The sequence below is a fragment of the Sinorhizobium sp. P24N7 genome, from assembly GCF_042436655.1.
In the GTDB taxonomy this organism is placed as follows: Bacteria; Pseudomonadota; Alphaproteobacteria; order Rhizobiales; family Rhizobiaceae; genus Sinorhizobium; species Sinorhizobium meliloti_A.
In genome coordinates, this window is sequence record NZ_JBHMIW010000013.1 from 52,979 (window position 1) to 74,464 (window position 21,486).

Consider the following 21,486-nt stretch of genomic DNA (forward strand, 5'->3'; position numbering starts at 1 on the left):
GAAATCGGGTGGCGTCTCTGATTCGCCCCGGCTACAGCGGTTTTGCGCGTCTGAGTGAGCATCGAGGAGGAAGAGGATGGCAAATTCGGGACAAATCCGCATCGGCATCGGCGGATGGAACTTCGAACCTTGGGAAGGCACCTTCTATCCGGACGATCTTCCGAAGAAGCGGCAGCTCGAATTCGCCGGCAAGGAATTGCGGACGATCGAGGTCAACGGCACCTATTACAGCTCACAGAAGCCGGCGACTTTTGCCAAATGGGCGTCGGAGGTTCCCGACGGCTTCATTTTTTCGCTGAAGGCGAGCCGCTTCGTGACCAATCGCAGGGTCCTGTCCGAAGCCGGTGAATCCGTGGAGCGGTTCCTGACCCAAGGACTGACGGAACTCGGCGACCGCCTCGGTCCCATCCTCTGGCAGTTCGCGCCGACCAAGAAATTCGACGCGGAGGATTTCGAGGGATTCTTGAAGCTCCTGCCGGACAAGCAGGACGGCCTGAAGCTCCGCCACGTGGTCGAGGTCCGCAACCCCAGCTTCCAGGTTCCGGACTTCGTCAAGCTCATTGAAAAATACAAGGTGGCCGTCGTTCTCGCCGAGCATGCGGACTACCCGATGATCGCCGATGTCACGAGTGATTTCGTCTATGCACGGCTGCAGAAGGGCAGCGACGAGGTGAAGACCTGCTATCCGCCGAAGGATCTCGATCGCTGGGCCGAGCGGCTGAAGTCCTTTGCCGCCGGCGGTGAGCCGGACGACTTGGAGAAAGCTGCGTCGGAACGCAAGCCCGAGACGGCACCTCGCGACGTCTTTGCCTTCTTCATCTCCTCAGGCAAGGTCAACGCGCCGAACGGCGCCAGGGAACTGCAGAAACGCGTGGGCTAGGCGTGGCCATTCGCCGAGGTCTTGTTCATGAGCCCCTCTGGCAGGCCAGAGGGGCAGCAAGATCACCGCATCCGAATCACCAAACGGGCCGCTTCACACACCCACCTGATTCGCAATCGCGAGTAGCGCTGGGCTACGTCTTTTACCCGCTTTTTCATCCATAAAAATTTGAATTTCGGCCTGCCGCTAGCTCATCTTCGCAGGCAAGCGGTGGAAGTCCCTGTTTTTCAACGAATTGATCGATGTCCCCGTTTTCCACAGTCGACCCACACAAGATATAGCGCCCAAACTTCCGTCACAAACCACCCCTTGACGCCCCGAGGCGATTCACGGTTAATGGATTTCACGTTGCGACGGCGGCGGACCGGGAAGTTCAGAGGCCGGTTCACACCCCCAAATCGTCGGTTCCGACATGCGGCCCGGGCGAATGAGCCCGAGCGGCTGCAGTGGCGGAATTTTGCGCGAAATTTGGGTCGCCAAAGCGGCATTTCGAGCTGGCGTAAAGAGCCTGTTAATACTATATTTAGTGTTTGCAGCCAGCATCATCACAAGATACAGGGTTACCCAGGAGCTGGGTTTCCTCACATCGACAGAAATTTTTAGGCTGGCTGCGAGATCCATCGCGGCCGGGCGAGGTTAACTGCGCTTTAGCGCATGGCAACAAAGGACGGGACAATGAAGATCGAGCGTCGTTTCACAAAGGCAGGGCAATCCGCCTATGCCGAGATTGAGTTCCGCAAGGCGACGAGTGAGATCAAGAACCCGGACGGGTCCGTGGTCTTCCGCCTTGCGGATATCGACGTGCCGGCGCAGTTCTCGCAGGTCGCCGCCGATATTCTCGCCCAGAAATATTTCCGCAAGGCCGGCGTGCCGGCAAAACTGAAGCGCGTCGAGGAAAACGACGTGCCGTCCTTCCTCTGGCGCTCGGTTCCGGACGCCGACGCGCTGAAGGCGCTGCCGAAGGAAGAGCAGTACGGTTCCGAAACCGATGCCCGCCAGGTTTTCGATCGCCTGGCCGGCACCTGGGCCTATTGGGGCTGGAAGGGCGGCTATTTCGACACGGAAGAGGACGCCGGCGCCTTCCGTGACGAGCTCGCCTACATGCTCGCCACCCAGCGCGTTGCTCCGAACTCGCCGCAATGGTTCAACACCGGCCTCCACTGGGCCTATGGCATCGACGGCCCCGGCCAGGGCCACTTCTACGTCGATCCCTTCACCGGCAAGCTGACGAAGTCCAAGTCTGCCTACGAACACCCGCAGCCGCACGCCTGCTTCATTCAGTCGGTCGCGGACGACCTCGTCAACGAGGGCGGCATCATGGATCTCTGGGTGCGCGAGGCGCGCCTCTTCAAATACGGCTCCGGTACCGGCTCGAACTTCTCGCATCTGCGCGCCGAAGGCGAAAGGCTATCGGGCGGCGGCAAATCCTCGGGCCTCATGAGCTTCCTGAAGATCGGCGACCGCGCCGCGGGCGCCATCAAGTCGGGCGGCACGACGCGCCGCGCCGCCAAGATGGTCGTCGTCGATATCGACCATCCCGACATCGAGGAATATATCAACTGGAAGGTCAAGGAAGAGCAGAAGGTCGCCGCCCTCGTCACCGGCTCGAAGATCGTCGCCAAGCACCTGAAGGCGATCATGAAGGCCTGCATCAATTGCGACGGCAGCGACGATGCCTGCTTCGATCCCAAGCAGAACCCGGCGCTGAAGCGCGAGATCCGCGCCGCCAAGCAGGCGCTGGTTCCGGAAAACTATGTCAAACGCGTCATTCAGTTCGCGCGGCAGGGTTATAAGGACATCCAGTTCAAGACCTATGACACGGATTGGGATTCGGAGGCCTATCTCACGGTTTCCGGCCAGAATTCCAACAACTCGGTCTCGATCAAGGACGACTTCCTGCGCGCCGTGGAGGCGGATGGCGATTGGCACCTGACCGCCCGCAAGGACGGCCGCGTCATGAAGACCCTGAAGGCGCGCGATCTCTGGGAGTCGATCTCCCACGCCGCCTGGGCCTCGGCCGATCCGGGCCTGCACTTCAACACGACGATGAACGACTGGCACACCTGCCCGGCTGCAGGCCCGATCCGCGCATCGAACCCGTGCTCGGAATACATGTTCCTCGACGACACGGCTTGCAATCTCGCCTCGCTCAACCTGATGCAGTTCAAGGATGCCGCGACCAAGCGGATCAATATCGGCGACTACGAGCATGCCGTCCGTCTTTGGACGGTCGTTCTCGAAGTCTCGGTGATGATGGCGCAGTTCCCGTCCCGCGAGATCGCCGAGCTCTCCTACGAATACCGCACGCTCGGCCTCGGCTATGCGAATATCGGCGGCCTGCTGATGTCGTCAGGCATTCCCTATGACTCCCCCGAGGGCCGCGCCATCGCCGGCGCGCTGACCGCGATCATGACCGGCGTCGCCTATGCCACCTCGGCCGAGATCTCCGCAAAGCTCGGCCCCTTCCCCGGCTTTGCGCCCAACCGCGACAACATGCTGCGCGTCATGCGCAATCACCGCCGCGCGGCTCACGGCGAGACCGCCGGTTATGAGGGCCTGTCCGTCAACCCGGTCGCGCTCGTCCACGGAGATTGCCCGGACCAGGAGTTGATCGCCCATGCCAAGAGCGCCTGGGACAAGGCGGTCGAGCTCGGCGAGAAGCACGGCTACCGCAACGCTCAGGCCACCGTGATCGCGCCGACCGGTACGATCGGACTCGTAATGGATTGCGACACGACCGGCATCGAGCCCGATTTCGCCCTGGTGAAATTCAAGAAGCTCGCCGGCGGCGGCTACTTCAAGATCATCAACCGTGCTGTTCCCGAGGCGTTGCGCACGCTCGGCTACTCGGAAAGCCAGATCGCCGAGATGGAGGCTTATGCCGTCGGACACGGCAACCTCAACCAGGCGCCCGCCATCAACCCGACGACGTTGAAGGCCAAGGGCTTCACCGACGAGAAGATCGAAGCCGTCAATGCGGCGCTTAAAGCTGCCTTCGACATCAAGTTCGTCTTCAACCAGTGGACGCTCGGCGCCGATTTCCTCAAGGCGACGCTGAAGGTCAGCGACGAGCAGCTTGCCTCAATGGACTTCAACCTGCTCGAGCATCTGGGCTTCTCCAGAAAGGACATCGAAGCCGCCAACATCCATGTCTGCGGGGCGATGACCCTCGAAGGAGCACCGTTCCTGAAAGCAGAGCACCTGCCGGTCTTCGATTGCGCCAATCCCTGCGGCAAGATCGGCAAGCGCTACCTCTCGGTCGAAAGCCATATCCGCATGATGGCGGCCGCCCAGCCCTTCATTTCGGGTGCAATCTCCAAGACGATCAACATGCCGAACGAGGCGACCGTCGAGGATTGCAAGAACGCCTACATGCTCTCCTGGAAGCTCGCGCTGAAGGCGAATGCGCTCTACCGCGACGGTTCCAAGCTCTCGCAGCCGCTGAACGCCTCGCTGATCGAGGATGAGGAAGACGAGGACGCGATCGAAGAGCTGATGCAGGCGCCGGCAGCCGCCCAGGCGGTCGCCGTCACCGAGAAGATCATCGAGCGCGTCATCGAGAAGGTAGTGCGCGCCCGCGAGAAACTGCCGAACCGTCGCCAGGGCTATACCCAGAAGGCGATCGTCGGCGGCCACAAAGTGTATCTGCGCACCGGCGAATTCGGTGATGGGCGCCTCGGCGAGATCTTCATCGACATGCACAAGGAAGGTGCGGCCTTCCGGGCGATGATGAACAACTTCGCCATCGCCATCTCGCTCGGCCTGCAATATGGCGTGCCGCTCGAAGAATATGTGGAGGCCTTCACCTTCACCAAGTTCGAGCCGGCCGGCATGGTCCAGGGCAATGACGCGATCAAGAACGCGACGTCGATCCTCGACTATGTCTTCCGTGAGCTTGCCGTTTCCTATCTCGGCCGCCACGACCTTGCTCATGTCGACACCTCCGACTTCAGCAACACCGCGCTCGGCCGCGGCATTCAGGAAGGAAAGACCAACCTCGTCTCCACCGGCTGGACCCGCGGCTACAAGCCGTCCATCGTCGGCGGCACGGGCGAGCGCTCCGAACCGAAGGGGGCTTCGACGGCCACTCCGGCCCGCGCCTCGGCCGGCGCTTCCGTCACTTCGATCTCCGGCAATGCCGTGCGCAAGCTGGAGCCGGCAATCGCCGCCGCCACCTCCGAAGTCGTCGCCTTCAAGCGCGATTACGAGGAACGGGCCGTCGAACTCGCCGAGGAGATTGCCGAAGAAGCGGAACAGGAGGTGACTGCCCTCTTCTCCGACAAGGCCGCGGCAGAGGCCGCTGCGGCGAAGTCCGAGGCAAAGAAGGTCGAAGCAGAACGCCGCGCCCGCTCGATCATGCAGGGCTATACCGGCAACATGTGCTCCGAGTGCCAGAACTTCACAATGGTGCGAAACGGCACGTGCGAGAAGTGCGACACATGCGGCGCCACGAGCGGGTGCAGCTGAGATAGGCGGCGGAAGTTGTAATCAGCCATTGGTTACGACGCACTCCCACTGAAATGACGCAGTAATAGATATGGCCGCCTCCCTGGAAGCGGCCATATCTCTGTTCTGCGGAGGGATTCTCAAAGTGGCAGCGGCTGAGAATAGTCCTAGGCGTCGTTCGAAATATAATCGTTCGGCATTGAGCTGTTCTATCCGCGGGCTTCACGGAAGAGGAAACTCGGACTAGGCCGGCCGCGTCTCCTCCATCGAGCGCCTCACCGACATCCGCGCCCACCACGCAGCCAGATTCTCATGTTCCCGGAGCATCTCCTGCCCCTCCCGCGCCCTTAGGAAATAATCGAATATCGGGGCGGCATAGAGGTCGGCGAGCGACATGGTCTCGCTTGCGAGCCATGGCGACGCCCCCATGAGATCGGACATCGCCTTCAGGCAGGTCCTTGCTTTCGGCAGCGCTGCAGCGAATACCGCTTCGTCGGCAACTGCGCCGCTTGCCGGCTTTGAGACGCGCTCGACGTAGATCCCCCAGACCAAAGCGGGATAGGCGTAGTTGTCCGCGATGCTGACGATCTGGTTGCAGCGGGCGCGTTCCCGTGGATCGAGAGGCTGAAGCTGCCTCCCGTCGAATACCTCGTCGACATAGCGCGCTATCGCGCCGGTCTCATAAAGCCTGAAGCCTGCATGGTCGAAGGCGGGAATGCGGCCGAAGGGATGTCGCTCGAGGTAGTGCGCTGGCGGCCCCTCGGCAGCGAAGATGTCGACGGGGACGAGTTCGTAGCCGATCTCCTTCTCGGCCAGCACCAGCCGCACGATCCGCACGTAGACACTGTAGTCCGCTCCGAACAGGCGCGGTCTTTCCGTCATTGCATTCTCCCCTTGCATCAGTATTTCGTCCTAAGATGTAGCCGGCTTTCGCGGCATCGTTGCGACGGGACGCGGGCAGCGTTCGTCTCACGAAGGAAAAAGCAAAGGAGTCAATGTGAAAGCGATGGACTGCCGCCTCGGGATACCGCAATTTATGCGCGTCTGACGAAGCAGAATCGGAGAGTTCATGTCCCTCAAATATTTGACCGCCCTATTGGCGCTTGCCGTCCTGTCGGGGTGCACCAGCACCGGCGGAAACAACACGACCTATGCTCAATGGTACGGACCGAATCCGGTTCCCAATTTCAGCGCCGCGAGCCCCGGCGGTGTTCGCGTAGGCTATTAAGCACCTGGACCGGCCAAGGAAGCTCGCGGAATTTCGCAGCCGCCTATGTTTTCAAGGTGTGGATAAACCGGTTCCCCTGACGGAGGCGGCACAGTCGCAGCGCCTCCGTTTTGCCTTCGCGAGCCGCCGCCGCTTGGGTCGCATTGGATTTGGCCACGCAGAGGCGACGATGATCTCGGAGGCGATCACCTCGGCGGGATTAGACCATGATAGTAATCCCCGTCACCGCCGACCACCCGGTCCCCGGTGTGCGAGCACGCCGCCAGCGTGGCGAGTGCGAGCAACAACACGATCTTGCGCATAGGCCCCCATACCTTTCCTAACAGTTTGACGGCCATTGATATTCTGCCATTCGCGCCGGATCAATTCCAAACCTGTCGATCTGCAACTTCTGCGACCAGTTGCCGGTCGTAAGTTGGGACATGCGGTGCGCGGGCGCCTCTCGTGAGGCGCACCGCGACAGCCCTCTTGCGACGCGACTGAACGGATTCGTGCGCCGCGTTTCGGGCTTCGCTTCATGCTGTCGTTCTTAAAGCCGCTATGCGGCTGGGCGACATGCTTCAGAAAGGCGTCGGGGGTACGACGCCGGTATAGTATTGGCCTTCCCCCGCATAATACCGTTCGGCGCTGGGCCTTCCCGTTTGCGAGCACGCGCTGAGAACAAAGATCGCCAACAACAATACGATCGCGCGCATGGATTTACGTCCTTTCGTGAGTGACCTTCTTCAATATGACTTTTATGAACTAAATTTTTTGCCGGCGCAGAAGCCGCGCCGGTTCTCGGTTACGGCTGCGATTGTACATACCGTTCAACCGACGGTACACAAAATTGCGCAACGTTCAGCCCGCAGCCCTCGAATCGTTACGATTTTCTTAAAATTCGATCACCCGATTTCACCTGCTCGCAATCGCAGTCTGGCACAGGAAAGGATTATCGTGCCCGAGGACTGACAGGATGACCCAGGTCGTTACCATCTCCGCGACGACCGCGGCCTATGCGGCGGATGCATCGAAGCCGCCCACACGCCTGCGTGGCGATGGACCTGTCGACGAGGCAATCACACTGCTTTCCGCGCGCGGCCAAGAGCAGGCGGGAGTCCCGAAGATCAGAAGCGCGCTGCCGCTGCACCTCATGCTGATCGGCGCAGAGCGCCGTCTGCCGCAACAGACGCAGGCCGAAACGCTGCGCCGCTATCTCGAAAACGCCGAGGACGAAGACGGCCGCGAAGAAGATCGCCGGCAGGAAGATGGACCTGCCGGCGACGAACCGGAGCAAGTTGCGCTCGTCGACATGCTCGACCGGTTCATTCAGAGAACCTGAAACCGATCAAGGATCACGCCGGCAGCTATTGATGGCTATGCCCGGAATGAGCGCTGCCCGCCGCCGTGCCGACCGGCAGGACATAGTCGACCTCACCGGCCTTCTCGAAGGTAAGCGTCACCGGCACCATGTCGCCCTCGGCAAAGGGCTTCTTCACCTCCATGAACATGAGATGCAGGCTGCCGTTCTTCAGCTCGACTGCCTGACCGGCGGGAACGGCGATGCCGTCCTCGAGCTTGCGCATTTTCATGACGTCGTTCTCCATCGTCATCTCGTGAAGTTCGACTCGACCCGCGGCCGGGCTCTCGACGGCAAGCAGGCGGTCGTCGGCACTGCCGTCGTTCCTGACCACGAAGCCGCCGCCGCCGACCTTGGCACCGGGCAGCATAGCCTTCACGGCTCCGCCCGAGATCTCGAGATCGCCGACCTTGACCGCTTCGGCCGCGGACTGATGATGTCCCGCGTGAGCGGAGTGTTCATCGCCGCCCGTCGCCATGGTGACGGTGATCGTGGGCGCCGGATGCTCGAGGGAATGGGCGTCCTGGCCCTCCGCCGCCACCTGGTCCCAGACCACCTTGCCGCCGGCGCCGCAAAGCTGCGTCGTCGGAAAGGTAAGCACGGTCTCCTTGTCGAAACCCGCGAGTTTCCCGCGCATGACGAAGGTGTCGTAATGTGCGTCGGGAAGGTTGCCGCCTTTCCAGCGGATTTCCAGCGGACCGGAGGAAACCTTGGTGCCGTGATCGTCATAGGTCTTCCGGTAGTCGCCCTTGATGATCTCCAGCTCCCAGCCGGGCTTCGGCTGGGGCTTGGCAAAGACGAACCCCTCCGGCAACTGCACCCGTACTTCGGTGGTCGCCTTGCCGTCGCAGCCATGCGGCACCTGAAGGGTGGCGTTGACGGTCGTTCCGGCCGGCGCGCTGTCCGTCTCGAATGTCGCATGTGCATGGGCGGGACCGGCCACGGCAACTGTGAGGCCGGTGGCAAGCCAGGAAAGTCTGATCTTGTTCATGTCGTAATCTCCGAACCACGTGCCGGAACGCGGCCTTCGTGGGTCAATGCCGCATAGCGGCGCAAGAAATTCTGGGGTTGGATTCGAGGAGATCTACGGTTGGGCCGGCGGACCGCGCGGTGGCGGCAACAGGCGCAGGGGCAGAAGCACCGCCTCGGCGGCGACGATCGGCGTTCCGGCGATCCAGTTGCCGTTTTCGGCCGTCGAGCTTTCATCGGGCGCCGCCGGCAGGAGCACGGAGGCGGCGAGCCGGCACGCTTCGCAGACGGGAGCCGATGACGACGACTTGCCGTGGCCGGTGTCATGATCGACGCCGCCCGTGCCGAAGCAGATATCGGCGAAGGTGCCGTCGGGGAGAAGATATTCGGCGGAGATCGCCGGGCCGATGGCTGTCGCAAGGGCTGGCTTATGAGCGAAGGACAGAAATAGGAGTGCGAAGGCTGCGAGCAGCCGCACCCCAATTCCCCATTTCCGCTCGCGCCCAGTCATGGCCACCTCTCTTCGGTCTTCCCTATCCGCTGCCCAGGAAAATTGCAAAGGCCGATTTTGCCGCACCGGTCGCGGAGGATGAAGCCAGGGCGACAAAAATATGTTTGGTCGCGACATAGGCCCTTGCCAAAATCCGGCCTTCGCCGTTATCTGGATTCGACCTCGTTGGGAGAAACCGGTTCGATCCGGTGCCGAAGGAGCAACCGCCCCGGAAACTCTCAGGCCAAAGGACCAGCAAGGTGCCGGTAGGACTCTGGAGAGAAGCGTTCGCGCTCGCCGAAGGGATAACAATCTCAGGCAAAGGGACAGAGGGGGCTCGAATTTGTCGGCGCATGACGCCGGTATTGTGAGCCGGCGCGAAGACGCGCCAGACCTGGAGGCCGGACTTGGAAGACGTTTCCACCTTGAAACACACGCCGTTGCACGCGCTGCATCTTTCGCTCGGTGCGCGCATGGTGCCCTTCGCCGGTTACGACATGCCGGTCCAATACCCGGAAGGCGTATTGAAGGAGCACCTGCATACCCGCGCCGCCGCCGGCCTTTTCGACGTGTCCCACATGGGGCAGATCGTCGTGCGGCCGAAATCGGGAAAAGTCGAGGACGCGGCGCTGGAGCTCGAAAAGCTCGTGCCGGCGGATGTGCTCGGACTCCGGGAGGGCCGGCAACGCTACGGCCTCTTCACCAATGCCGCCGGCGGTATTCTCGACGACCTGATGATCGTCAATCGCGGCGATCATCTCTTCCTGGTCGTCAACGCGGCCTGCAAGGATGCCGATCTTGCGCATCTCAGGGACGGTCTCGGCAGCGCCTGCGACGTGACCATGGTGACAGACCGTGCGCTGATCGCCCTTCAGGGACCCCGGGCCGGAGCGGTTCTGTGCGAGCTGTGGGCGGACGTCGCGTCGATGCGCTTCATGGATGTCGCCGAAGCCGACCTTCACGACGTGAGCTGTATCATCTCCCGCTCCGGCTACACCGGCGAGGATGGCTTCGAGATTTCCATTCCCGCCGACGCGGCTGTGGATGTGACGCAGCGCCTGCTCGAACATCCCGACGTCCTGCCCATCGGGCTCGGCGCGCGCGACTCGCTCCGCCTCGAAGCGGGGCTTTGTCTCTATGGCAACGATATCGACACGAATACGAGCCCCATCGAAGCGGGCCTCGAATGGGCAATCCAGAAAAGCCGCCGCGCCGGCGGTGAGCGCGCCGGCGGTTTTCCGGGCGCCGGCCGGATATTGGCCGAGCTCACCGACGGAGTTTCCAGGCGGCGTGTCGGCCTGAGGCCCGAAGGCCGCGCGCCCGTGCGCGGCAATGCCGATCTCTTTGCCGATGCGGAGGGCAGGACGGCGGCAGGAACCGTCACCTCCGGCGGCTTCGGACCGAGCGTGGATGGACCGGTCGCCATGGGCTATGTCGCCGCCGAGCACGCCGAAATCGGCACCAGACTGTTCGCAGAGGTGCGCGGCAAATACCTGCCCATCGCCGTCACCGCCCTGCCCTTCATCAAACAAACCTACAAACGCTGATCAGGAGAACCTGCGTATGCTGAAATTCACCGAGGAACACGAATGGCTGAAGATCGAGGGCGACGTCGCGACCGTAGGCATCACCGAGCATGCCGCGGGACAGCTCGGCGATCTTGTCTTCGTGGAGCTGCCGGAAGCGGGTGCCAGCTTCTCCAAGGGAGACTCGGCCGCGACGGTCGAGTCCGTCAAGGCGGCATCGGACGTCTATTGTCCGCTTGATGGCGAAATCGTCGAGGTCAATCAGGCGATCGTCGACGATCCGTCCCTCGTCAACAGCGATCCGCAAGGCGCAGCCTGGTTCTTCAAACTGAAGCTCGCCGATCCGGACGCTGCCAATGCGCTCCTGGACGAAGCGGCCTACAAGGAGTTCGTCGCCTGATGAGCATGCCCAAGGACTTTACCTTTACCGATTACAAGCCTTACGACTTCGCCAATCGACGTCACATCGGCCCTTCGCCGGCCGAGATGGACGAGATGCTGAAGGTCGTCGGCTATCCCAGTCTCGACGCGCTCATCGACGACACCGTGCCGCCGTCGATCCGCCAGCGGACGCCGCTTGCCTGGGGCGAGCCGATGACGGAGCGCGAGGCACTCGACAAGCTGCGCGAGACGGCGAACCGCAACCGGAAGCTCGTGTCCCTGATCGGTCAGGGCTACTACGGGACCATCACCCCGCCGGTCATCCAGCGCAATATCCTCGAGAACCCGGCCTGGTACACCGCCTATACGCCCTATCAGCCGGAAATCAGTCAGGGGCGGCTGGAAGCCCTGCTCAATTACCAGACCATGGTTTGCGATCTGACCGGGCTGGACGTCGCGAACGCCTCGCTGCTCGACGAGGCGACGGCTGCAGCCGAAGCCATGGCCATTGCGGAGCGCGTGGCAAAGTCAAAGGCGAAGGCGTTTTTCATCGATGAGAACTGCCATCCCCAGACGATTGCGCTCCTGAAGACCCGGGCGGAGCCGCTCGGCTGGCAGATCGTCGTCGGCGATCCCTTCGAGGATCTGGACGCTGCCGGCGTCTTCGGCGCGATCTTCCAGTACCCCGGCACTTACGGCCATGTCCGCGACTTCTCGGGCCTGATTGCCAAACTCCACGAGCAGGGTGCAATCGCCGCCGTCGCAGCCGATCCGCTGGCGCTGGCGCTTCTGAAATCTCCGGGTGAAATGGGCGCCGACATCGCGATCGGTTCGACCCAGCGCTTCGGCGTTCCGGTCGGCTACGGTGGGCCGCACGCGGCCTATATGGCGGTCAAGGACGCCTACAAGCGCTCCATGCCCGGCCGCCTCGTGGGCGTGTCGGTCGATGCGCGGGGCAACCGCGCCTACCGGCTGTCGCTCCAGACCCGTGAACAGCATATCCGGCGCGAGAAGGCGACATCGAACATCTGTACCGCGCAGGTACTGCTTGCCGTCATGGCCTCCATGTATGCGGTCTTCCATGGTCCGGACGGATTAAAGGCGATCGCCCAGAGCGTGCACCAGAAGACGGTGCGGCTTGCCATGGGCTTGGAAAAGCTCGGCTATACCGTCGAACCGGATGTCTTCTTCGATACGATCACCGTCGAAGTCGGCAAGCTGCAGGGCATCATCCTCAAAGCCGCCGTGGCCGAGGAGGTAAACCTTCGCAAGATCGGAACGACCAGGATCGGCATCAGTCTCGACGAACGTTCGCGGCCGGTCACGCTCGAGGCCGTCTGGCGCGCCTTCGGCGGCGATTTCAAGGTCGAGGAATTCGAACCGGACTACCGCCTGCCGCAGGAACTGCTGCGCACCAGCGCCTATCTCACCCATCCGATCTTTCACATGAACCGCGCCGAGAGCGAGATGACGCGCTACATGCGCCGCCTCGCCGATCGCGATCTCGCGCTCGACCGCGCAATGATCCCGCTCGGCTCCTGCACGATGAAGCTCAACGCGACAGCGGAAATGCTGCCGATCACCTGGCCGGAGTTTTCGGAAATCCATCCCTTCGTGCCAACCGACCAGGCACTCGGCTATCAGCATCTGATCGAAGACCTGTCGCAAAAGCTCTGCGCGATCACCGGTTATGATGCGATCTCGATGCAGCCGAACTCGGGCGCCCAAGGTGAATATGCCGGTCTGCTCGCGATCCGCGCCTACCATATCGCCAACGGCAACGCACATCGCGACGTCTGCCTGATACCGACATCGGCGCACGGCACGAATCCGGCCTCGGCGCAAATGGCCGGCATGAACGTGGTGGTCGTCAAGGTAAGCGACGCCGGCGAGATCGACATGGACGACTTCCGCGCCAAGGCGGAGCAGTATGCGGACTCCCTCTCCTGCTGCATGATCACTTATCCCTCGACGCACGGTGTGTTCGAGGAGAACGTCCGCGAGGTCTGCGAGGTCGTGCATAAGCACGGCGGCCAGGTCTATCTGGACGGCGCCAACATGAATGCGATGGTTGGCCTTTCCCGCCCCGGCGACATCGGCTCGGATGTCAGTCATTTGAACCTGCACAAGACCTTCTGCATTCCGCATGGCGGCGGCGGTCCCGGCATGGGTCCGATCGGCGTCAAGTCGCATCTCGCCCCCTTCCTTCCGGGACACCCCCAGACCGACGGGCACGAAGGCGCCGTTTCCGCCGCACCGTTCGGGTCGGCCTCGATCCTGCCGATCTCCTGGAGCTACTGCCTGATGATGGGCGGCGAAGGCCTGACGCAAGCGACCAAGGTCGCGATTCTCAACGCCAATTACGTCGCCGCCCGGCTGAAGGGTGCTTATGACGTGCTCTACAAGTCGGCGAAGGGCCGGGTCGCGCATGAATGCATCATCGATACCCGTCCGCTCGCCGAACGCGCCGGCGTCACGGTCGACGACGTCGCCAAGCGCCTGATCGACTGCGGCTTCCATGCGCCGACGATGAGCTGGCCGGTCGCGGGCACACTGATGATCGAACCCACGGAATCGGAAACGAAGGCCGAGCTCGACCGCTTCTGCGACGCCATGCTGGCAATCCGCGAAGAGGCCCGCGCCATCGAGGACGGCCGGATGGACAAGGTCAACAATCCGCTGAAGAACGCGCCACATACGGTCGAGGATCTCGTCGGCGACTGGGACCGGCCCTATTCGCGCGAGCAGGCCTGCTTCCCACCGGGCGCCTTCCGCGTGGACAAATACTGGTCGCCGGTCAACCGTGTCGACAATGTCTATGGCGACCGTAATCTCGTCTGCACCTGCCCGCCGATCGAGAGCTACGCGGAAGCGGCGGAATGACGATGTGATCCGATCGGGTGCGGTTCAAGCGCCGCGCCTGCGTGCCACGTCAAAAGCCCGGCTAAGCCGGGCTTTTTGCTGGTCTAAGCATTTCCAGGAGAAGTGTGCAGCGGTTTTCGGTCGGGAAGGTAATTTCAAGTCTTAGAGAGTTCACTAACGGTTTCTCTAAAAAAAGAAAAAGCCGCCCGCAGGCGGCTTCTTCCTATCCTTGAGAGATGCGATTACTCGGCGCTCTCGTCCGCAGCCTTCTTCTTGGCCGGGGCCTTCTTCTTCGGCGCGGCGGCTTCTTCGCCCTCGCCGGCTTCGGCCTTGGCGGCTGCCTTCTTCTTGGAGGCCGTCTTCTTGGTCGGCTTTTCGTCGGCTTCGTCGTCAGCCGTCAGCTCTTCCTTCGAGACCTTCTTGTCGGTCACCGAAACCTCGGTGAGCAGGTGGTCGACAACCTTCTCCTCGAAGAGCGGTGCGCGCAGCGAGGCGGCAGCACCGGGCGTGTTGCGGAAGTATTCGAGGATTTCCTTTTCCTGTCCGGGGAACTGGCGCAGCTGCTCGAACAGCGAACGCTGCATCTCGTCATCGCTAACCTGGACGCCGGCCTTTTCGCCGATTTCGGAGAGAACCAGGCCGAGGCGGACGCGACGCTCGGCGAGCTTGCGATATTCGGCGCGCGCTTCTTCTTCCGTCGTATCTTCATCGGCAAAGGTCTTGCCGGCCTGCTGCAGGTCGGTGTTGATCTGGCGCCAGATGTTCTCGAACTCGGCATCGACGAGGCGCTCGGGCGTATCGAACTGATAGAGCTCGTCGAGCTGATCGAGAAGCTGGCGCTTGACCTTCTGGCGGGTGATCGAGCCGAACTGGCTTTCGATCTGGCCGCGGACGATTTCCTTCAGCTTGTCGACGGATTCGAGGCCGAGCTTCGTTGCCAGCTCGTCGTTGATCTCGATCGGGGCAGCGGCAGCGACATCCTTGACGGTGATGTCGAAGGTTGCTTCCTTGCCGGCAAGGTTGGCTGCCGGATAATCGGCCGGGAACGTGACCGTGATGGTCTTTTCATCGCCGGCCTTTACGCCGACAAGCTGCTCCTCGAAGCCCGGGATGAAGCGGTTGGACCCGAGCACGAGCTCCGCATCTTCGTCCTTGCCGCCGTCAAAGGCTTCGCCGTCGACCTTGCCGAGATAGTCGACCGTGACGCGGTCGCCATTGGCAGCCTTGCCCTTCTTCGATTCGTAAGTGCGGGCGCTCTCGGCGATGCGCTGGATCTGCTCGTTGACTTCATCCTCGCTGACATCGACGACCTCACGGGTGACCTTGATGCCGCTTGCATCCTTGAGTTCGATCGGCGGAATGATTTCGTAGGCGACCGTGAATTCGAAATCGGCTTGGGCGCTCAGGATCTTGTCGGCTTCTGCCTCGTCCTCGGTCATCGCGACTTCGGGCTGGGTGGCCGACTTTTCGCCGCGGCTCGTGAGGATTTCCGTCGGCTTTTCACGAACGATCTCGTTGACGAGATCGGCCATGATCGACTTTCCGTAAACCTTCTTAAGGTGCGCAACCGGCACCTTGCCGGGACGGAAGCCGTTGATGCGAACACGATCCTTCACTTCGACGAGGCGCTCGTTCATCCGAGCCTGCATTTCGTCGGCCGGGATAACGACCTTGAGTTCGCGCTTCAGCCCTTGAGCGAGCGTTTCGATAACCTGCATGTTAAAACCTTCACTTCACGTTGACAGTGCTCTTCCCTTGAAAGGCTAGGCGAGCACGTGAGCCGATCCATTTGCCGGGAGTGGCTTTACGCAATTCCGACCGCTTTGCAAGCAAAATGGCGCCTTGCCGGCCCTCCCAGCGCCGAATACCGACGCGTGACTGCTATATCGTCCTGGTGCGGGTAGAGAGACTTGAACTCCCACGCCTTGCGGCACCAGAACCTAAATCTGGCGTGTCTACCAATTTCACCATACCCGCGTTCAGACGACCGCACCGCCCAATCGCATTCCTCACAAGATCTCATCAGCGGAATGCCGCGGATATTCTTGGGCCATGCGAAAGGTTCAGGGCTCCCGAGCGCGGCGTCTCTATAACACTCGTTTTCATCGGATCAAAGGGAAAATGCTCGCGCCCGTTGCCCGCTCGCAGCCACGGCTTCGAACGGGCAGCTCGAGGCTCCTTAGCAAAGGATGCCGGCAGAAACGTGATGCTGTGTTCCGCCGTATGACAGCCACTGGATCCTCGCCCTCCATCGGCGGGACGGCGAACGGCAATCCGCGTTGCGCAATCCGCATATCTTCCATGTGGACATTGCACTGCACAAATCGATTTAAGGCCACTATATTTCAAATCAACGAAGCGCCGCGGTGATAGCCGAATGGACGCCGGCGGGCATGATCGCCCGCAGCGGGAAATCCCGCGAAGATCCGAGCCTGAGCTCGACAGAATTCGAAGCTGCGCACTCCTCCTCCCATCGCCGCTTCGATAGGATTGGCAATACTCCTCCTCCCGGTTGCCAATCGCATTTATGACGCCCGCCGGTCCTCCTCCCCCGACGGGCGTCATTCTCCCCTCAGATATTCCGTACGGCACCTCCATCTGCCCATTATTTCGGCATTTTGCGATCGTCCGACGCTTGAGCCATGCACCGTTTGCATAGGTGCCATTCCCGGCGGCCCCTAGCAGAATCCGGGGGGTTCGGCCTATATTCCAATCATCGATCGGGCAGCGCACTCCTCCTCCCAGCGCGCCCGATACGGATTGGCGACACTCCTCCTCCCGGTTGCCAATCAGATCAAGCAACGCCCTCTGGACCTCCTCCCCCAGCGGGCGTTGTTTATTTCTGCCAACTCCCTTGCTCCGAGAATCGCACTGCGCGCCGCGCGCTCTGATAGACCGCCAAGGTCTTTGGAACGGTCTGGAAATGCGCAAGAGGCCGGCATCGGCAACAAAAGGTTAAACTCCGGTTAATGCCGCCGAAAAGCTTTGCACGCCGCGCATGGGTGCGATGCAGCATTAGCTCTGTAATCCTGGCTCAAACCGATTATATTCCGGTTCATAAGATGACGGCCAGCAAGAGAGATAGAGCGCTGGCGAACGACCTAGAAAGGAATAGGATCATGAACCTCGCACGTTCTTTCAATAACTGGCGCAAGTATCGTCAGACCTGCAACGAGCTCGGCCGCATGAGCGACCGTGAGCTCACTGACCTTGGCATCGGCCGCGCAGACATCCCCTACGTTGCCCGTCAGGCAATCAAGTAAGCATCAAGCTTTCGCCAGATAATGGCCGTTCAAACGCCTTCCGGTTCGCCGGCGGGCGTTTTTTTATTCTGCTGAGTCGTTCTGATCTCGTGCAGCAATCCCTGCAAAAGCAACTTAACCGAAACTTAATCGATGGCGCATTTTCGGGCCGGCCGAGATGCATGCTCACGAAACGATCGATGCACTGCACAAATGCATAGCAGATGCATCTACTTTGCACTCCATCTTCCAGTTAGACAAGCGTATAAGAACCTCAACGACGCAGACAATCACTGTCGCGAGCGATCTTCTTGAGGAAACGACCATGAACCCGATTCGCATTGCAAAAAGCTGGATCAACTACCGCCGTACCGTTGCCGAGCTGGGCAGCCTTTCCAACCACGCTCTGAACGATATCGGCATTACGCGCTACGACATCCGCAACATTGCGGCTCGCTCCTTCCGCTAATCGGATCGAGCATTGCTTAGCTTGAAGACGGCGCCCTCGGGCGCCGTTTTCGTTTCTTGGAAGCGACGGATGCCTGTGGTAGGAAGCCGCCCATGAACAAAACGACGTCCTCCCATTCGCCCATCCACATCATTGGCGGCGGCCTCGCCGGGTCGGAAGCCGCCTGGCAGATCGCCGAAGCGGGCGTGCCGGTCATCCTGCATGAAATGCGCGGCGTGCGCGGCACGGATGCGCACAAGACCGAGAGCCTCGCCGAACTCGTCTGCTCGAACTCTTTCCGCTCCGACGATGCGACCAGCAATGCCGTCGGCGTGCTTCATGCGGAGATGCGTCTTGCGGGCTCGCTCATCATGCGATGCGCCGATCTCAACCAGGTGCCCGCAGGCGGTGCGCTCGCCGTCGATCGCGAAGGCTTTGCCGAGGCCGTCAGCGCAGCGATCGCAGACCACCCGCTGATCACGGTTCTGCGGGAAGAGGTCGGGGGCCTGCCGCCGAAGGACTGGGATCTCGCCATCATTGCGACGGGCCCGCTTACAGCACCGGCCCTCGCCGAGGCGATCCGCGCGGAGACCGGCGCCGATGCCCTGGCCTTCTTCGACGCCATCGCACCGATCGTCCATGCCGACACGATCGACATGGATATCTGCTGGCATCAGTCGCGCTACGACAAGGTCGGCCCGGGCGGCACGGGCAAGGATTATATCAACTGCCCGCTCACACAGGAGCAGTATGATGCCTTCGTCGATGCGCTCATTGCCGGGGACAAGGCCGGCTTCAAGGAATGGGAAGGCACACCCTATTTCGACGGCTGCCTCCCGATCGAAGTGATGGCAGAGCGCGGCCGCGAGACCCTGCGTCACGGGCCGATGAAGCCGATGGGCCTCACCAACGCCCATAATCCCTCGGTCAAGCCCTATGCCGTGGTTCAGCTTAGGCAGGACAACGCGCTCGGCACGCTCTACAACATGGTCGGCTTCCAGACGAAACTGAAATACGGCGCGCAGGGCGAAGTCTTTCGGATGATTCCGGGGCTCCAAAACGCCGAGTTTGCGAGGCTCGGCGGCCTGCACCGCAACACCTATATCAACTCGCCGACACTCCTCGACAATTCGCTGACGCTCAAGTCACGTCCGGGCTTGCGCTTTGCCGGCCAGATAACCGGCTGCGAGGGCTATGTGGAAAGCGCGAGCATCGGCCTGCTGGCGGGCCGCTTCGCCGCGGCGGAACGCAAAGGCGCCTCACCCGTCCTACCTCCGGTGACCACGGCCTTCGGTGCTCTTCTCAATCACATCACCGGCGGCCACATCGTCTCCGACGACGAACCGGGCAAGCGCTCGTTCCAACCGATGAACATCAATTTCGGACTGTTTCCGCCGCTCGAACCGGGCGCCATGACGAGGCCGGAGGGTGCCAAACGCTTCCGTGGCAAGGAGAAGGCGCTCGCCAAGAAGCAGGCGATGGCGTCACGCGCGCTGAGCGATTGCGCAAGCTGGCTCGGCAACGCCGTCTGACGAGCGACGGGAACTCCGTTGCGGATTCAGCCGGTCAGTCCAGACCCTGCGCCGCGTCACCCGGTGCTTCCAACTCCGATTTCGGACTGAAGGTGCCGAGCAGCCAGAGCGAAACCTCGGCTGCCTCGGCGGCCGTCCGAAACTCGAAAGCGTTGTCCAGATAGGCGAAATCCGGGAAGTGGACAATCAGCCCGCGCCCACTCTCGGACGTGTTGACCCGCACCTTGCCGGGCTGAATGACGTGGCAGACATAATGCGTGCCGTGCGATTGTATGAATCCGGCCTTGCCATCGTGCAGCCGCAGGAAGATCGCCGTTCTGTCGACGGTCGAATGCAGCGCCCGGATCGCTTCGTCCGGGAATGCCCGGCCGAATTCCACGATCGCCGACCCGGCATCCGGATTGTCGGCGTCGCGCTCGGCGCGTGCGTTCATCCGAATATAAAATACGCAGACGGCGGCGATCGCCACCAGGAGCAGTAACCAAAGCATCGCGTGGGTCCCTTGATCGCGACGGGATTTCGATTGAGAAGGGTCATATCCCGCGAGACTTGCGCCAGCGTGACGGGCGAGCGCCTAGCGAATGAATCCTCGTCCAAGACGGGCGCTGTAGCACTTTTCGGAGGACTGCAATCTCTCCTCCTTCATCCTCCCCCTGTGCTCGTCACAGGGATGGGAGCAGCGCCGCGTCTGCGGCGCGGAGAGAGTTCTTTCAGCCCAAGGACTTGGTCTGGCTGGATTCCTGTGACAAGCACAGGAATGAGGGACCGGGGATGTGCGGCCAATACAACTTCCGTTACGAATATGCGAGGGAACGGTCAACCTGTCACGCAATGAAAGGTCACGTCTACATTCTCGCGTCCAAACGAAGCGGGACGTGGTATACGGGCGTGACTTGGGGCCCTCCGCGCCGCCTCGCTATCTTCACGGTTATGAAACGCGCCGAGGACCGCACCCTCCCCACCTCATCCTTGTGCTCGTCACAGGGATCCAGCAGCGCCGCGTCTGGGGCGCGGGAAGCATTCTTTCAGCCCAAGGACTTGCTCTGGCTGGATTCCTGTGACAAGCACAGGAATGAGGGCCGGGATGAGCGGCTACTACATTCTCGCATCGAAGCGAAACGGGACGCTGTATACGGGCGTGACCTGCGACCTTCCGTGCCGCCTCACTATCTTCATGGTTTATGAAACGCGTCGAGGGACCGCACCCTCTCCGCCCTCGTTCCTGTGACGAGCACAGGAGATCAAACAAGCGGCGGCGGGTATCCGGAATCTCAACCGGCCTTCGTCTAAAACTGCCGGCGCCGGCTCGCCCGCCACATCCGCCATTGCCGCTGCCATTGCGGCGGACGCAGTGGCTGACGAAGGATTCGCACTCCGGCGGCCTCCGCGCGATCGAACACCGGTTCGGCCAGGGCAACGGGAAGGAAAGCGGAGAAATTCCGGGCGGAGATCGCGCCTGTACTTTCACGTGCCTTGGCGAGATGATCGCGACCGAGGCCGCAGAAGGCGCGAATGGCCCTTTCGATCGCACTCTCGTCGGTTCCGGCAAGAAGCGTTTCCCTGTCGAGGCCCGTTGCGCTCAAAAGCTCGACAGGAAGATAGACCTGGCCACGCCCGATATGAACCGGCAGAAGCAGCAGGAGACCGGCGACCGTCTGAGCAACCCCGGCATGACCGGCTGCGTCTGAGGATTTCGCAGCATTTTCGGGATCCAGGATGAGCGATGAAAGCTGAATGAGCGCCGATGCGGTTTCACCGGCATAGCCCTCCAGCGCCGCCCTGTCCTGCATCGGGTCGTCGTAAAGATCGAAAATGCGTGCATCGATCATGTCCTGCAGAACGCGGACAGGAAGGTGATGCTCGCGAATGCAACGCAGGAGCGCTTCGGCCAGCGGATGCCCCGCGCCGTCCGACTGCTGGCTTTCGAGAATGTCACGCCACCACTGCAGCCGGATCTCGCCGGGGAGCGGCTCCTTGACCGTGTCGCGGACGCGGGCGATCTCCGCGTAAAAGGCATAGAGCGCCGCGAGCGAGTGGCGCTTCTCTGCAGGAGAAAGCAGACAGGCCAGGTAGCGATCGCGGTCGGTGTCCCGCAAGGTTGCGAGAATCTGATCATCGGACTGTTGCACGCCGGGTTTCCTTC

At 61.6% G+C, this 21,486-nt stretch carries 16 protein-coding genes, 1 tRNA gene, 1 pseudogene and 1 riboswitch; of the genes and pseudogenes, 11 read left to right on the top strand and 7 right to left on the bottom strand.

Annotation, left to right across the window (positions count from 1 at the left end; genetic code table 11):
* The first annotated feature begins 76 nt into the window (after positions 1–76).
* Positions 77–880: a DUF72 domain-containing protein gene (locus ACFHWW_RS22200; RefSeq protein WP_379940850.1), complete on the top strand. Its 804-nt coding sequence runs from the start codon at positions 77–79 to the stop codon at positions 878–880.
* Positions 881–1,555: 675 nt separating this feature from the next.
* Positions 1,556–5,347 (top strand): vitamin B12-dependent ribonucleotide reductase, encoded by a 3,792-nt coding sequence (locus ACFHWW_RS22205; protein WP_379940852.1) that lies wholly within the window; start codon positions 1,556–1,558, stop codon positions 5,345–5,347.
* Between the two features lie 222 nt (positions 5,348–5,569).
* Here ACFHWW_RS22205 and ACFHWW_RS22210 read toward each other — a convergent pair whose 3' ends face one another.
* The gene (locus ACFHWW_RS22210; RefSeq protein ID WP_379940854.1) at positions 5,570–6,208 is read right to left on the bottom strand and encodes a glutathione S-transferase family protein; all 639 of its coding nucleotides are present in this window, start codon (positions 6,206–6,208) and stop codon (positions 5,570–5,572) included.
* 187 nt (positions 6,209–6,395) lie between these two features.
* Between ACFHWW_RS22210 and ACFHWW_RS22215 the strand changes: the two genes are divergently transcribed.
* Together ACFHWW_RS22215 and ACFHWW_RS22220 are read left to right on the top strand one after the other, a co-directional pair.
* Positions 6,396–6,554 (top strand): hypothetical protein, encoded by a 159-nt coding sequence (locus tag ACFHWW_RS22215; RefSeq protein WP_018097708.1) that lies wholly within the window; start codon positions 6,396–6,398, stop codon positions 6,552–6,554.
* 955 nt (positions 6,555–7,509) lie between these two features.
* Positions 7,510–7,875, top strand: coding sequence for a hypothetical protein (locus tag ACFHWW_RS22220; protein ID WP_379940856.1), 366 nt, complete (start codon positions 7,510–7,512; stop codon positions 7,873–7,875).
* A 25-nt stretch (positions 7,876–7,900) separates the two neighbouring features.
* Here the strand turns inward: ACFHWW_RS22220 and ACFHWW_RS22225 are convergent, their stop codons facing one another.
* Both ACFHWW_RS22225 and ACFHWW_RS22230 read right to left on the bottom strand, forming a co-directional pair.
* A complete protein-coding gene (locus ACFHWW_RS22225; protein WP_379940858.1) occupies positions 7,901–8,884 on the bottom strand; it encodes a DUF1775 domain-containing protein in 984 nt (327 codons plus the stop codon).
* Between the two features lie 93 nt (positions 8,885–8,977).
* Entirely contained in the window at positions 8,978–9,373 is a 396-nt protein-coding gene (locus tag ACFHWW_RS22230; protein ID WP_379940860.1) for a hypothetical protein, read from the bottom strand.
* Positions 9,374–9,529: 156 nt separating this feature from the next.
* A riboswitch (glycine riboswitch) is annotated at positions 9,530–9,617 on the top strand.
* 142 nt (positions 9,618–9,759) lie between these two features.
* Here ACFHWW_RS22230 and gcvT point away from each other — a divergent pair.
* From gcvT to gcvP, 3 genes are read left to right on the top strand one after another with little or no spacing between them, the layout of a single operon-like run.
* A complete protein-coding gene (gcvT, locus tag ACFHWW_RS22235; RefSeq protein ID WP_379940862.1) occupies positions 9,760–10,899 on the top strand; it encodes a glycine cleavage system aminomethyltransferase GcvT in 1,140 nt (379 codons plus the stop codon).
* 16 nt (positions 10,900–10,915) lie between these two features.
* Entirely contained in the window at positions 10,916–11,278 is a 363-nt protein-coding gene (gene gcvH / locus ACFHWW_RS22240) for a glycine cleavage system protein GcvH (protein ID WP_029962390.1), read from the top strand.
* A complete protein-coding gene (gene gcvP, locus ACFHWW_RS22245) occupies positions 11,278–14,142 on the top strand; it encodes an aminomethyl-transferring glycine dehydrogenase (RefSeq protein ID WP_100674020.1) in 2,865 nt (954 codons plus the stop codon). The genes gcvH and gcvP overlap by 1 nt, the downstream gene beginning before the upstream one ends.
* Before the next feature lie 221 nt (positions 14,143–14,363).
* On the opposite strand, the gene tig is transcribed toward gcvP, so the two are convergent.
* Positions 14,364–15,839 carry a trigger factor gene (gene tig / locus ACFHWW_RS22250; RefSeq protein WP_379940865.1) on the bottom strand — a complete coding sequence of 492 codons (1,476 nt, stop codon included), beginning with the start codon at positions 15,837–15,839 and terminating at the stop codon, positions 14,364–14,366.
* 174 nt (positions 15,840–16,013) lie between these two features.
* A tRNA-Leu gene (locus ACFHWW_RS22255) sits at positions 16,014–16,098 on the bottom strand.
* 1,142 nt (positions 16,099–17,240) lie between these two features.
* Here ACFHWW_RS22255 and ACFHWW_RS22260 point away from each other — a divergent pair.
* The 3 genes from ACFHWW_RS22260 (at position 17,241) to trmFO (ending at position 19,343) form a co-directional block, all read left to right on the top strand.
* On the top strand, positions 17,241–17,384 hold the full coding sequence (locus tag ACFHWW_RS22260) for a DUF1127 domain-containing protein (RefSeq protein WP_003529522.1): 144 nt from the start codon (positions 17,241–17,243) through the stop codon (positions 17,382–17,384).
* Between the two features lie 304 nt (positions 17,385–17,688).
* On the top strand, positions 17,689–17,832 hold the full coding sequence (locus tag ACFHWW_RS22265; RefSeq protein ID WP_003529520.1) for a DUF1127 domain-containing protein: 144 nt from the start codon (positions 17,689–17,691) through the stop codon (positions 17,830–17,832).
* 92 nt (positions 17,833–17,924) lie between these two features.
* Positions 17,925–19,343: a methylenetetrahydrofolate--tRNA-(uracil(54)-C(5))-methyltransferase (FADH(2)-oxidizing) TrmFO gene (gene trmFO, locus ACFHWW_RS22270; RefSeq protein WP_379940868.1), complete on the top strand. Its 1,419-nt coding sequence runs from the start codon at positions 17,925–17,927 to the stop codon at positions 19,341–19,343.
* A 34-nt stretch (positions 19,344–19,377) separates the two neighbouring features.
* Here trmFO and ACFHWW_RS22275 read toward each other — a convergent pair whose 3' ends face one another.
* Positions 19,378–19,833 carry a hypothetical protein gene (locus ACFHWW_RS22275; protein WP_018097719.1) on the bottom strand — a complete coding sequence of 152 codons (456 nt, stop codon included), beginning with the start codon at positions 19,831–19,833 and terminating at the stop codon, positions 19,378–19,380.
* A gap of 594 nt (positions 19,834–20,427) precedes the next feature.
* Between ACFHWW_RS22275 and ACFHWW_RS22280 the strand changes: the two are divergent.
* Positions 20,428–20,508 (top strand): annotated as a pseudogene (locus tag ACFHWW_RS22280) (GIY-YIG nuclease family protein); the annotation flags it as partial.
* A gap of 121 nt (positions 20,509–20,629) precedes the next feature.
* On the opposite strand, the gene ACFHWW_RS22285 reads toward ACFHWW_RS22280, so the two are convergent.
* Entirely contained in the window at positions 20,630–21,472 is an 843-nt protein-coding gene (locus ACFHWW_RS22285; RefSeq protein ID WP_379940870.1) for a phytoene/squalene synthase family protein, read from the bottom strand.
* Between the last annotated feature and the right edge of the window lie 14 nt (positions 21,473–21,486).